This is a genomic window from Nocardiopsis trehalosi NBRC 14201, from assembly GCF_001552555.1.
Lineage (GTDB): Bacteria > Actinomycetota > Actinomycetes > Streptosporangiales > Streptosporangiaceae > Nocardiopsis_B > Nocardiopsis_B trehalosi.
This window is the reverse complement of sequence record NZ_BCRK01000016.1, coordinates 1-12,421: the sequence shown is the minus strand read 5'-3', so window position 1 is coordinate 12,421 and position 12,421 is coordinate 1. Positions and strand designations below refer to the sequence as shown.

Sequence of the window (12,421 nt, the reverse complement as noted above, 5' to 3'; positions counted from 1 at the left end):
GTACGCCATGGAACCGCGTCCCGCCCCGATGTCCTGGTACGCGTGGGGCGACCCCGCCCGCGCGACTCCGCTGTCCGACCGGCTGCGCGGCCTGGTCGCGCAGGTGCTCGGCGCCGAACTCCGCGACCTGCCGCCGGTGGCGGAGGCCGACGTGCGGATGCCCGCGTCCGCCCTGCCCCCGGACGCGCACGCGGCGCTGGCCGCGGTGGTGGGCGCCGCCCACGTGCGCACCGATCCGGCCGCCCGGCTGCGGCACGCGGGCGGGCGGAGCACCGTCGACCTGCTGCGCCGCCGCTCCGGCGACGCCGAGGACGCGCCCGACGCCGTCGTGCTGCCCGCCGACCACGACGGGGTGCTCGCCGTCCTGGCCGCCTGCGCCGCGCACGGCGTGGCCGTCGTGCCGTTCGGCGGCGGCACCAGCGTGGTGGGCGGGGTGGAGCCGCTGCGCGGCCGGTTCGGCGCGGTGGTCGCCCTGGACCTGCGGCGGCTGGACCGCCTGGTGGAGTTCGACGCCGAGTCGGGCACCGCCGTCCTCCAGGCGGGGCTGCGCACCCCGGACGCCGACGCGCTGCTCGCCGGGCACGGCCACACGCTCGGCCACCTGCCGCAGAGCTACGAGTACGCGACGATCGGCGGGTACGCGGCGACCCGCTCCAGCGGCCAGGCGTCGTCGGGGTACGGCCGGTTCGAGGACATGGTGCTGGCGCTGCGGGTGGCCACGCCGCGCGGCACGCTCGCGCTCGGCGGCGCCCCCGGGTCGGCGGCGGGTCCGGACCTGCGCCGCCTGTTCCTCGGCTCCGAGGGGGTGTTCGGCGTCGTCACCGAGGTCACGGTGCGGGTGCGCCCGCTGCCCGACGCGCGGCACGACGAGGCGTGGTCGTTCCCCGACCTCCCGGCGGGCGCGGCGTCGCTGCGCCGGCTGGCCCGGCTGCCGGGGCCGCCCACGACGGTGCGGCTGTCCGACGCCACCGAGACGTTCGTGAACGCGGCGCTGGCGGGCGCCGACCGCGCCGACCCGCCGGGCGGCGCGGCACCGCCCCCGGCCGGCTGCCTGGCGGTGGTCGGGTTCGACGGGACCGCTGCGGACGTGTCCGCCCGGCGGGCCGCGGCGGGCGCGGTGCTCGCGGCGGCGGGCGGCACCCCGCTGGGCACCGGCCCGGTGGCCGACTGGCGGCACACCCGGTTCCGCGGCCCCTACCTGCGCGACGCGCTGCTCGCGGCGGGGGTGCTGAGCGAGACGCTGGAGACGGCGACCACCTGGTCGCGGCTGCTCCCGCTGTACGAGGCGGTGGGCGGCGCCGTGCGCGGCGCGCTGGAGGGGCCGGAGGGCGGGGTGCTGGTGCTCTGCCACGTCTCGCACACCTACCCGGAGGGGGCGTCGCTGTACTTCACGGTGGTCGCGCCCGCGGGCGCCGACCCCGTTGCGCGGTGGCGGCGCGCCAAGCGCGCGGCGGGCGACGCGATCGCCGCGCACGGGGCCACCATCACCCACCACCACGCCGTGGGCACCGACCACCTGCCGTGGATGCCGGCCGAGGTCGGCCCTCTCGGGGCGGAGGTCCTGCGGGCGGTGAAGTCCGCGCTCGACCCGGCGGGGGTGCTCAACCCGGGCAAGCTCATCCCGCCCGCCGGGGACTGAACCCGCCCGCCCGCGTGCCGGGCCGATGGGCCGCCCGGCGGTTCGGACGAGGCGGCCGGCGCGTCCGGGACGCGGAGGGGGCGCCCGCCCGGCGGCCGGCGCGTCCGGGACGCGGAGGGGGCGCCCGCCCGGCGGCCGGGGCGGGCGCCCCGTGCGGGTCGCCGCTACCAGCCGCGGTTCTGGCCGTCGACGCCGCGGTCCTGCGCCGGGGCGGGCGCGGGTGCGGGGGTGTCCGGTGCGTTGCACCCGGCGGCCGCGGCGCCGGCGGTCATCCCGCCCGCGCCGGCGGCGCAGAGGGTGTCGGCGGCCGCAGGGGCGGCGGCCGCCGCCAGCGCGCCCAGGATGAGGGTGGCGGCTGCGGCCATCCGGTGGAGGTGGGTCCTGTCCATGGCGTCTCCCCTTTGCCGAGAGTGATTCCCTTACTCCTTATCGTCACCGTTCCAGCGCCGCCCACGCACCTGGACGTCCAGCTTTCTCGGTCCGGCGGCCCCGCCCCCGGTCGCGCTGGGGCGGCCGGGGTGCGCTGGGATGGGCGGGACGCGCCGACCCGAGCGGAGGGGGCCGCGTGGCCACGCAGAAGGAGCGGATGCTCGCCGGCGAGCCGTACCTCGCCGACGACCCCGAGATCGCCGCCGACGTGCTGCGCGCGGAGCGGCTGAGCGCGGAGGTCAACTCCAGCCCGGCGGGCGACCCCGACCGGCGGCGGGCGGCCCTGGCCGCGCTGCTCGGCGGGCTGGGCGAGGGGTCCGAGGTCCGGCCCCCGCTGCGCGTCGACCTCGGCTACCGGACGACCATCGGCCCGCGCTCGTTCGTCGACTTCAACGCGGTGTTCCTTGACGTCGCCCCGATCACCATCGGCGCCGACGTGCTCATCGGCCCCAACGTGCAGCTGCTCACCCCCACACACCCCCTAAACCCGGAGCGGCGGCGCGCCACGTGGGAGGCCGCCGAGCCCATCACCATCGGCGACAACGTGTGGCTCGGCGGCGGGGTGGTCGTCTGCCCCGGCGTCACCATCGGGGCGGACACGGTCGTCGGCGCGGGCGCGGTGGTCACCCGCGACCTGCCGGCGGGCGTGGTCGCGGTCGGCAACCCGGCCCGGGTGGTCCGGAGCGTGGCGGACCCGGCCCCCGGCGCCGCTCCGGCCGGCGGGGAGCCCGCATCCTGAGGCGCGGCCCGCCCGCACCGGGCGGACGGCCGGCGCCGGCCGTGCGTAGGCTGCGGGGGTGCGTATCGGCATCGCGAGTGAGCAGGGGCGGGGCGCGGTCAACGAGGACCGGGCCGGCGCCGGGGCCGACTGGGCGTTCGTGGTCGACGGCGCAACGGCGCCCTCGGGTCTCGACAGCGGGTGCGTGCACGGCGTCCGCTGGTTCGCCGACCGCCTGGCGGCGGGGCTGGCGGCCGGGCTCGCCGCCGAGGAGCGGCGCCCGCTGCCCGACGTGCTGGCCGCCGCCATAGCGTCGGCGCGCCGCGCCCACGGGCCGGGCTGCGACCTGGACCACCCCGACAGCCCCTCCGCCACGGTCGCCGTCGTCCGGGCCGCGCCCGGCGCCGACGATGCGGACGGCGCGGGCGGGGTCGAGTACCTCGTGCTGGGCGACGCCACCGTGCTGCTGCCCACCGCCCCCGGCCCGGGGGGCGGGGTGCGGGCCGTCACCGACGACCGGCTCGACCACCTGCCCGGCGGCCGCCCCTACAGCCGCGAGCTGGTGCGGGCGTCGCGCAACGCGCCGGGCGGCTTCTGGGTGGCCGGGACGTCGGTGGCGGCGGCGTACGAGGCGCTGCACGGCACCGCGCGGACGCCGGGGCGGCGGTTCGCCGCCATGACCGACGGCTGCGCGCGCCTGGCCGAGCTGTTCGGCGCCTCGTGGGCGGAGGTGTGGGAGCTGCTGGTGCGCGCGGGGCCGGAGGAGCTGGTGGCCCGGGTGCGCGCGGCCGAGCGCGCGCACGGGGTGCCGCGCGGCAAGCGGCACGACGACGCCACGGTGGTCGTCGGCGCGTTCGACCCGCCCGCCGGGCCGCCGCCCGGCGCGGCCGCCCCGGGTGGCGGAGGTCACGGTACCGGCTCGTAGGATCGCCGCACCGGCAGCGACCCGACGAGGAGCCGACATGACCGACACCCCCGCGTGGGCCCGGGACCCGGAGACGCAGGTGCTCGCCGAGCGCCGCGGCGGCGTCCTGCTGCTCACTCTCAACCGGCCGGAGCGGCTCAACGCGTGGAACCCCGTGATGGAGCGGCGGTTCTTCGACCTGCTGGCGGAGGCCGACGACGACCCCGGTGTGCGCGCGGTGGTCGTGACCGGCGCCGGGCGCGGGTTCTGCGCGGGCGCCGACATGGCGGCGCTGGCGATGGTCGACGCCGCCGGCTTCCGGCCCGGCGAGCGCCCGCTGTCGTTCGCCACGACCCTGCGCACCCCGGTGATCGCCGCCGTGAACGGGCCGGTGGCCGGGATCGGTCTGGTGCTGGCGCTCTACGCCGACGTGCGGTTCGCCGCCGAGGACGCCAAGTTCACCACGTCGTTCAGCCGGCGCGGGCTGGTGGCGGAGTACGGCGCGGCGTGGCACCTGCCGCGCCTCATCGGCACGGGGCGGGCGCTGGACCTGCTGCTCTCGGCCCGGGTCGTGCTCGGCGACGAGGCGGGGCGCATGGGCCTGGCCGACCGGGTGCTGCCGCGCGCCGAGGTGCTGGACGCGGCCCTGGAGTACGCGCGGACGCTCGCCGAGGAGTGCTCCCCCGCGTCGATGGCGCTGATCAAGGGCCAGGTGTACCGGGCTCTGGAGGGCGGCCTGGCGGACGCGGAGGCGGAGGCGGCGGCGCTGATGCCGGAGGCGTTCGCCGGCCCGGACTTCACCGAGGGGGTCGCGGCCTACCTGGAGAAGCGCCCGGCCCGGTTCGCGGACCTGCCCCCGCGCGCCTGACCTCCAACGGGCGGCGGGTCGGGTGGGCGGGGGCCCGGCCGGGAAGTTACCCTCGGGTACATACCGATCGGTCGGTCGGGTCGGCCGCGCGGCCGACCCGACCGGCCGCCGCCTTCCGCCCGTTCGGAGAGTCCATGCGAGCCATCCAGATCACCGAGTTCGGCGGCCCCGAGGTGCTGCGCCCCGCCGAGGTCGACGACCCCCGCCCCGGCCCCGGCGAGGTCCTCATCGACGTCGCGCACGCCGGGGTCAACTACGCCGACACCCACCAGGCCGAGAACACCTACCTCGCCGAGACCCGGCTGCCGCTGGTGCCCGGCAGCGAGGTCGCCGGGCGCACCGCCGACGGGCGCCGCGTCGTGGCCATGGTCGGCGGCGGCGGGTACGCGGAGCGGGCCGCCGCCCCCGAGGGCATGGTGTTCGCGGTGCCCGACGGCGTGGACGACGTCGCGGCGCTGGCCCTGCTCGTGCAGGGCGCCACCGCCTGGGTGCTGCTGCGCAAGAGCGTCCGCCTGGACCCGGGCGAGTCCGTCGTCGTGCACGCCGCAGCGGGCGGGGTCGGCAGCATCGCCGTCCAGCTCGCCAAGGCGTTCGGCGCGGGGCGGGTCATCGCCACAGCGAGCAGCCCCGAGAAGCGCGAGCTGGCGCTGGAGCTGGGCGCCGACGCGGCCGTCGACTCGCGCGCCGACGATATGACGGCGGCGCTGGTCGAGGCCAACGAGGGGCGGCGCGTCGACGCCGTGCTCGACATGACCGGCGGCCGGGTCACCGACGAGAGTGTGCGCGCCCTTGCCCCGTTCGGCCGGCTGGCGTTCTACGGGATGGCCTCGCGCGAGGAGCCGAGCCCCGTCCGGTTCGGCAACCTGCTGCGGCACTCCACGTCGGTCTCCGGCATGTGGCTGCCGCACGCCTTCGGGCTGCCGGGCGGGGTGGTCCACCGCGCGATGGGCGAGCTGTTCGACCTGGTCACCGCAGGGACGCTGCGCACCGTCACCGGCGGCGTGTACCCGCTGTCGGAGGCCGCCGCGGCGCACGAGGCCCTGCGCTCGCGGGCGACCACCGGCAAGCTCGCCCTCGACACCTCCCGATGAGGTGCGGCGGGCCGCCGGGCGGCGCCGTCAGGCCGCCGGGTGGGTGCGGCCGATCTGCGTCTCGACCGTGCGGGCGATGTCGGCGGCCACGTCGAGCTTGGCGGCGACCGGCATGTCCGCCGGGCCCCGGTAGGTGACCGCCACCCGGAGGTTGGCGGTGCTGAAGTGCGCCTCGGCCCAGGCGTCGAGGCCGTCGACCGCCGGGTTGGGGCTGCGCGGGTCGGCGAAGGAGGCCGCGTACCCGCCCTCGCCCGCGTCGAGGCCGCGCAGCTCCACGTCGGCCACGAGGTCCTCGCCCGCGGCGACCCCGTCGGCGGCGGTGGCGCCGCCGAGGGCGGCCGCCAGCGGGCGGCGGCCGTCCTCCACGCGCCCCCGGGGGACGGCGTAGTCGTCCTCGCGGGTGGCGGCGGCGTAGCGGGCGACGACCACCTGGAACAGCGCCGGCCGCTCCTCGCGGCGGACCGCCGAGCAGTACAGCGACTCCTCGACATCGGGGTCGGCGACCCGGTCGTACTCGCTCGGCCCGCCGTTGAGCGCGTGCCCGTCCGTCCCGGGGACGGCCGCGAACGCGGTCTCGGGGAGCAGGTCGGCGCAGGAGCCGAGCGCGGCGTAGGCCGCGGGCGGGGCGGTGAGCCGCCACACCGCCACCGCGGCGACGGCCACCGCCGCGGCACCGGCCACCGCGATCGCGGAGCGGCGCCGCGCGCGGGCCGGGCGGCGCGGCGCGCCCGCGCCGCCCGGCGCGCGGGACCTACCGGGCGGCACAGCGGGCGGCGCCACCGGCGGTCCCGGGGCGTCCTCGGGGTCGGCGGGCGGGCCGGGCCACGGGTGGCCGGCGGGGTCGGGCGGCGGTCGGCGGGCCATCGCACTCCTCGCGGGGGCGGGACGGGTGGGGGCGGACCGCTCAGGCGGTCTCCATGGTCCGCTGCATGCGGTCGCCGACCAGGGCGGCGATGTCGGCGGCCGCGTCGAGCTTGGCGCCGACCTCGTCCTCGGGCCGCCCCGAGTAGGTGACGACGACGATCACGTTGCGCTCCCAGAACGTCGCCGAGGCCCAGGTGTCCATGGTCCCCGCCGCGAACTCGGCGCGGACGTTGGCGTAGGACACCGCGTGGCCCTGCTCGCCGGTGGTCAGCTCGCGCAGCTCCACGTCGGCGGCGAAGCCCTCGGACACCTCCACCTCGGTGCCGGTGGCGGCGCCGTCGAGCGCGCGGTCGAGCGGGCGGCGGGCCCGCTCGTAGGCCCGCTGGACCTCGGAGTAGTCCTGGTCCTCGGTGGCGGGCGCGAACCGGACGACGCTGAAGCTCAGGACGTCGGTCTGCACCCCCGTCTCGGGGTCCGTGCCGCCGGCGGCCCGGCAGTCGAGGACCGCCTCGGCGGACGGGCCGTAGACCTCGGCGTAGATCTCGTCGGCCGAGGACTCGCCGCCCTCGATGCCCAGCCCCTCGGCGTGCGGGATGCGGTCGAGCTGCTCGGCGGGCATCAGCTCCGCGCAGTCGGCCAGGGAGGTGAACGCGCCGCCGGGCAGGGTCAGCGCCCACACGAGGACCCCGGCGACGGTGACGACCATGGCGGTGCCCCCGGCGACCAGGCCGACCACCAGCCCGCGCCGCCCGGGGGCGGGCCCGGCCGGGCCGGCGGGGCCGTACTGCGGCGGACCGGGCGGCCCCGGCGGCCCGGGCGGCCCGGGGAACCCCGCTCCGGGCGGTACCGCCCCCGGCGGGAACCCGTGGCCGGGCGGCGGCGCGGCGGGTCCGTACGGGCCGGCGGGGCCGTGGGGACCCTGCGGTCCGGGCGGCGGAGGGGGCGGCTGACCGACCATCGGGCGGACTCCTCTGGGCGCGGGGGGGGTGGGGGACGCCTCCCCTCATTGTCCCCCATCCCCGCCCGGCGACCCGGAGTCCCGGCCCGGCGAGACCTGTCTGTTAACGCCCCATCAAGGTCGGTCTGCCCGACATAAGGACAGCGTCAACACGTCCGAAAAAGCGCCGAATGCCCAGTTCAATCGCTGTCGTGCCGCACCGGCGCCGCAGCGGGCCCCCGCCCCGGCCGGTCGCGGCGGAAGGGAGGCGTTCCGTGCTGGACGCCGTCTACGTCGGCCTGACCCTGGCCTGCTTCGCGGTCATCGCCCTGGTCGCCCGAGGGGCGGCCCGGCTGTGAGCGCCCCGACCCGGCCCGCGCACCGCGCCGCCGTCCGCCCCGGAGCGGCCCCCGCCGCTCCGGCCCGCACCGGGGGTGCGGCCCGGTGACCGGCACCCTGCTCGACGCCGCCGCCCTGCCGGCGGCCGCCGCCCTGCTGGTCTACCTCGTGATCGCCCTCGTGCTCCCGGAGAGGTTCTAGGTGTCCGACACCGTGGCGGGGCTGCTCCAGATCGCCCTGCTGACATCCGTCCTCGCGGCCGTGTACGCGCCCTTCGGCGACTACCTGGCCCGTGTCCTCACCGGCGGCCGCCACCTGCGCGCCGAGCACGCGCTGTACCGGCTGTGCGGGGTCGACCCCGACACCGAGCAGCGGTGGCCGGTGTACCTGCGCTCCGTGCTGGTGTTCTCCCTGCTGTCGGTCCTCGTGCTCTACACCCTGCAGCGCGTGCAGCCGTGGCTCCCGCTCAACCAGGGGCGCGCGCCGCTCGACCCCGACCAGGCGTGGAACACCGCCGTCTCGTTCGTCGCCAACACCAACTGGCAGTCCTATTCGGGCGAGGCCGCCATGGGCCACCTCACCCAGATGGCCGGGCTCGCCGTGCAGAACTTCCTGTCGGCCGCGGTCGGCCTGGCCGTCGCGATCGCGTTCGTCCGCGGCCTGCTGCGCGGCCGCACCGACCTCCTCGGCAACTTCTGGGTGGACCTCACCCGGTCGGTGGTCCGCGTCCTGCTCCCGCTGTCGGTCATCGGCGGGCTGGCGCTCGTGGCGGGCGGCGTGGTGCAGAACCTCGCCGCGCCGACCGAGTACGCCACCGTCGCGGGCGGCGCGCAGACGCTGCCGGGCGGCCCGGTGGCCTCCCAGGAGGTCATCAAGGAGCTCGGCACCAACGGCGGCGGCTTCTACAACGCCAACTCCGCGCACCCCTTCGAGGGGCCGGCCGCCTGGGTGAGCCTGTTCCAGATCCTGCTCATCCTGCTCATCCCCGTCTGCCTCACCCGCGCCTACGGCACGCTCGTGGAGCGCTCCGGCGCCGGCACCCGCCGCCACGGGTACGCGGTGCTCGCCGCCATGGGCGTGGTCTTCGCGCTGTCGCTGGCCGCCACCACCGCCGCGGAGGTGCACGCCCAAGGCGCCGCCACCCAGGCGGCCGGGGCCGCCATGGAGGGCAAGGAGGTCCGGTTCGGCACCTGGCTGTCGGCCCTGTTCGCCACCGCCACGACCGGCACCTCCACCGGCGCGGTCAACGCCTTCCACGACTCGTTCACCCCGTTCGGCGGCGGCGTGGTCATGCTCAACATGCTGCTGGGCGAGGTCACCCCCGGCGGGGTGGGGTCGGGCCTGTACGGGATGCTCGTCCTCGCGCTGCTCGCCGTGTTCCTCGGCGGGCTGATGATCGGCCGCACGCCCGAGTACCTGGGCAAGCGGATCGGCCCGCGCGAGGTCAAGCTGGTCTCCCTGTACGTGCTGACCACGCCCGCGCTCGTCCTGACCGGCACCGGGATCGCCATGGCGCTGCCGAGCACGCCCGACTCCATGGCCAACGCCGACGTGCGCCCGCACGGGTTCTCCGAGGTGATGTACGCCTTCGCCTCGGCCGCCAACAACAACGGCAGCGCGTTCGCCGGCCTGTCCGCCGACACCTACGTGTTCAACACCGGCCTCGGCCTGGCGATGATCCTCGGGCGGCTGCTGCCGATCGTGTTCGTGCTCACCCTGGCCGGCGCGCTCGCCGCGCAGCGGCCCGCCCCCGCCACCGCGGGCACCCTGCCCACGCACACGGCCCTGTTCACCACCATGGTCGTCGCCACGACCCTCGTCATCACCGGTCTGACCTTCTTCCCCGCGCTGGCGCTCGGACCGATCGCCGAAGGACTGAACTGACATGCCCGACACCGTCGGCACCGTCGACACCCCCACCCCGCACGGACCCGGCACCGCCGCCCCCGCCGGGCGGCCCGCCGCCCCGCCGAGCGCGTTCTCCGCGCGCTCCCTGATCACCCGGCTGCCCGCTGCGCTGCGCAAACTGGACCCCCGCACGATGGTCCGCCGGCCCGTCATGTTCACCGTCCTCGTCGGATCGGTGGTCACGACCCTGGCCTGCGCCGCCGACCCCAGCGTGTTCTCGGTCGCCGTCACCGCCTGTCTGTGGGCGACCGTGGTGTTCGCCAACCTGGCCGAGGCCGTCGCCGAGGGGCGCGGCCGCGCCCAGGCCGACGCGCTGCGCCGGGCGCGCACCGAGACCACCGCCCGGCTGCTGCGCGACGGCGCCGAGACCACCGTCCCCGCCACCCGGCTCGTCCCGGGCGACCTGGTGGTCTGCGAGGCCGGCGACGTCATCCCCGGCGACGGCGACGTCGTCGAGGGCGTCGCCAGCGTGGACGAGTCCGCCGTCACCGGCGAATCCGCGCCGGTCATCCGGGAGTCCGGCGGCGACCGCAGCGCCGTCACCGGCGGCACCGCCGTCCTCAGCGACCGCGTCGTGGTGCGGATCACCGCCGAGCCCGGCGCCACGTTCCTGGACCGGATGATCGCCCTGGTGGAGGGGGCGCGCCGGCAGAAGACCCCGAACGAGATCGCGCTCGACGCGCTCCTCGCCTCGCTGACGATCGTGTTCCTGCTCGCCGTGGTGACGCTCCAGCCGTTCGCCGTGTGGGCGGGCGGTCCGCAGACGCTCACGGTCCTGGTGGCGCTGCTCGTCTGCCTGATCCCCACCACCATCGGCGCCCTGCTGTCGGCCATCGGCATCGCCGGTATGGACCGGCTGGTGCGCCGCAACGTGCTCGCCATGTCGGGGCGCGCGGTCGAGGCGGCGGGCAACATCACCACCCTGCTGCTCGACAAGACCGGCACCATCACCCACGGCAACCGGCGGGCGCACGACCTCGTCCCGGTGGCCGGGGTGGACCGGGCCGACCTGGCGGCCGCGGCCCGGCTGTCCAGCCTGGCCGACACCACCCCCGAGGGGCGCAGCGTGGTGGAGCTGTGCGGCGGCGCCGGCGGGGCGGCCGAGGCCGCCGCCGAGGCGGTGCCGTTCAGCGCCGAGACGCGGATGAGCGGCATGGACCTCCCCGGCGGGCGCTCCGTCCGCAAGGGCGCCGCGACCGCGGTGGAGGCGTGGGTGCGCCGCGGCGGCGGCGCACCCGCACCGGACGCGGCGGCGGTGGTCGACCGGATCTCCGGCGAGGGCGGCACCCCGCTGCTGGTGGCCGAGTCCGGCCCCGAGGGGGCGCGGGTGCTCGGCGTCGTCCACCTCAAGGACGTGGTCAAGGACGGGCTGCGCGAGCGGTTCGACCGGCTGCGCGCCATGGGCATCCGAACGGTCATGGTGACCGGCGACAACCCGCGGACGGCCGCCGCGATCGCCGCCGAGGCGGGCGTGGACGACGTCCTCGCCGAGGCCACCCCCCAGGACAAGCTCGACCTGATCCGCCGCGCCCAGGAGGGCGGCGACATGGTCGCGATGACCGGCGACGGCACCAACGACGCGCCCGCCCTGGCGCAGGCCGACGTCGGCGTGGCGATGAACTCGGGCACGACCGCCGCCAAGGAGGCCGGCAACATGGTCGACCTGGACTCCGACCCCACCAAGCTCATCGAGATCGTGGAGATCGGCAAGCAGCTGCTGATCACCCGCGGCGCGCTGACGACGTTCTCGATCGCCAACGACGTGGCCAAGTACTTCGCCATCGTGCCCGCCATGTTCGCCGCCATCCCCGGCTACGGCGGCCTGGCGGCGCTCAACGTGATGGGGCTGGCGAGCGCCCAGTCGGCGATCCTGTCCGCCGTCGTCTTCAACGCGGTGGTCATCGTGCTGCTGATCCCGCTGGCCCTGCGGGGCGTGCGCTACCGGCCGATGCCGGCCGCCGCGCTGCTCCGCCGCAACCTGCTGGTGTACGGCCTGGGCGGCCTGGCCGCCCCGTTCATCGGCATCAAACTGATCGACCTCGTGGTCGCCCTGATCCCCGGAATGGCGTGATGGCGGTGCCCTCTCGGCTCCCCGCGCGGCTGCGCCCCTATGGCGCCGCGGCCCGCACCCTGCTCGTGATGACCGTGCTGCTCGGCCTCTGCTACCCGCTCGCGATGACGGGGGTGGCGCAGGTGCTCTTCCCCGACCGCGCCGACGGCTCCCTGCTGCCCGGCCCCGGCGGCGATCCCGCCGGGTCGGCGCTGATCGGGCAGCCGGTCGACGGCCCCGGCTGGTTCCACCCCCGCCCCTCGGCGGCCGGGGAGGACGGCTACGACGGCATGGCCAGCGGCGCGTCCAACCTCGGTCCCAACAGCGAGGAGCTGCGGGCGGCCGTCGAGGAGCGGCGGGCCGCCGTCGCCGCCACCGAGGACGCCGACCCGGCGGACGTGCCGCCGGACGCGGTGACCGCGAGCGGCAGCGGACTGGACCCGCACATCTCCCCCGCCTACGCCGCCCTCCAGGCCGACCGGGTCGCCGCCGAGCGCGGGCTGCCGCGGGCGGAGGTGGACCGGCTGATCGCCGACCACACCGAGGGCCGCGCGCTCGGCTTCATCGGCTCCCCGGCCGTGAACGTGGTCACGCTCAACGCCGCCCTGGCGGCGCGGTGACCCTGCCCGGCGCGGTTCCGGCGGGGGGCGGGCGCCCCCGGCCGGAACCGCCCG

13 protein-coding genes are annotated in these 12,421 nt (G+C 77.4%); 10 read left to right on the top strand and 3 right to left on the bottom strand.

Features of this window, described 5'->3' with window-relative positions; genetic code table 11:
• The first annotated feature begins 7 nt into the window (after positions 1–7).
• Positions 8–1,639 carry an FAD-binding oxidoreductase gene (locus NT8_RS04960; protein WP_245646033.1) on the top strand — a complete coding sequence of 544 codons (1,632 nt, stop codon included), beginning with the start codon at positions 8–10 and terminating at the stop codon, positions 1,637–1,639.
• A 164-nt stretch (positions 1,640–1,803) separates the two neighbouring features.
• Here NT8_RS04960 and NT8_RS04955 read toward each other — a convergent pair whose 3' ends face one another.
• On the bottom strand, positions 1,804–2,028 hold the full coding sequence (locus NT8_RS04955) for a hypothetical protein (protein ID WP_067964728.1): 225 nt from the start codon (positions 2,026–2,028) through the stop codon (positions 1,804–1,806).
• A 197-nt stretch (positions 2,029–2,225) separates the two neighbouring features.
• Here NT8_RS04955 and NT8_RS04950 point away from each other — a divergent pair, with 197 nt between their 5' ends.
• The 4 genes from NT8_RS04950 (at position 2,226) to NT8_RS04935 (ending at position 5,649) form a co-directional block, all read left to right on the top strand.
• The gene (locus NT8_RS04950; RefSeq protein ID WP_067964794.1) at positions 2,226–2,807 is read left to right on the top strand and encodes a sugar O-acetyltransferase; all 582 of its coding nucleotides are present in this window, start codon (positions 2,226–2,228) and stop codon (positions 2,805–2,807) included.
• Positions 2,808–2,865: 58 nt separating this feature from the next.
• Positions 2,866–3,711, top strand: coding sequence for a protein phosphatase 2C domain-containing protein (locus NT8_RS04945; protein ID WP_067964727.1), 846 nt, complete (start codon positions 2,866–2,868; stop codon positions 3,709–3,711).
• Between the two features lie 37 nt (positions 3,712–3,748).
• Complete coding sequence (locus tag NT8_RS04940; RefSeq protein WP_067964725.1) at positions 3,749–4,558, top strand: enoyl-CoA hydratase-related protein; 810 nt, start codon at positions 3,749–3,751, stop codon at positions 4,556–4,558.
• Positions 4,559–4,692: 134 nt separating this feature from the next.
• On the top strand, positions 4,693–5,649 hold the full coding sequence (locus tag NT8_RS04935; protein ID WP_067964723.1) for a quinone oxidoreductase family protein: 957 nt from the start codon (positions 4,693–4,695) through the stop codon (positions 5,647–5,649).
• Between the two features lie 27 nt (positions 5,650–5,676).
• On the opposite strand, the gene NT8_RS04930 is transcribed toward NT8_RS04935, so the two are convergent.
• Positions 5,677–6,513, bottom strand: coding sequence for a hypothetical protein (locus NT8_RS04930; protein WP_067964721.1), 837 nt, complete (start codon positions 6,511–6,513; stop codon positions 5,677–5,679).
• A gap of 40 nt (positions 6,514–6,553) precedes the next feature.
• Entirely contained in the window at positions 6,554–7,249 is a 696-nt protein-coding gene (locus NT8_RS04925; protein ID WP_157515531.1) for a hypothetical protein, read from the bottom strand.
• A 392-nt stretch (positions 7,250–7,641) separates the two neighbouring features.
• Between NT8_RS04925 and NT8_RS29155 the strand changes: the two genes are divergently transcribed.
• The 5 genes from NT8_RS29155 to kdpC all read left to right on the top strand — a co-directional run bounded on the left by NT8_RS29155 (position 7,642) and on the right by kdpC (position 12,367).
• Positions 7,642–7,809: a hypothetical protein gene (locus NT8_RS29155; RefSeq protein WP_157515529.1), complete on the top strand. Its 168-nt coding sequence runs from the start codon at positions 7,642–7,644 to the stop codon at positions 7,807–7,809.
• A gap of 85 nt (positions 7,810–7,894) precedes the next feature.
• Entirely contained in the window at positions 7,895–7,990 is a 96-nt protein-coding gene (locus NT8_RS30645; protein ID WP_157515527.1) for a potassium-transporting ATPase subunit F, read from the top strand.
• Positions 7,991–9,673, top strand: a complete 1,683-nt coding sequence (gene kdpA / locus NT8_RS04920; RefSeq protein ID WP_067964716.1) for a potassium-transporting ATPase subunit KdpA — start codon at positions 7,991–7,993, stop codon at positions 9,671–9,673.
• Between the two features lies 1 nt (position 9,674).
• Positions 9,675–11,768 carry a potassium-transporting ATPase subunit KdpB gene (gene kdpB / locus NT8_RS04915; RefSeq protein ID WP_067964714.1) on the top strand — a complete coding sequence of 698 codons (2,094 nt, stop codon included), beginning with the start codon at positions 9,675–9,677 and terminating at the stop codon, positions 11,766–11,768.
• Complete coding sequence (gene kdpC / locus NT8_RS04910) at positions 11,768–12,367, top strand: potassium-transporting ATPase subunit KdpC (protein WP_067964712.1); 600 nt, start codon at positions 11,768–11,770, stop codon at positions 12,365–12,367. The genes kdpB and kdpC overlap by 1 nt, the downstream gene beginning before the upstream one ends.
• Positions 12,368–12,421: the final 54 nt, after the last annotated feature.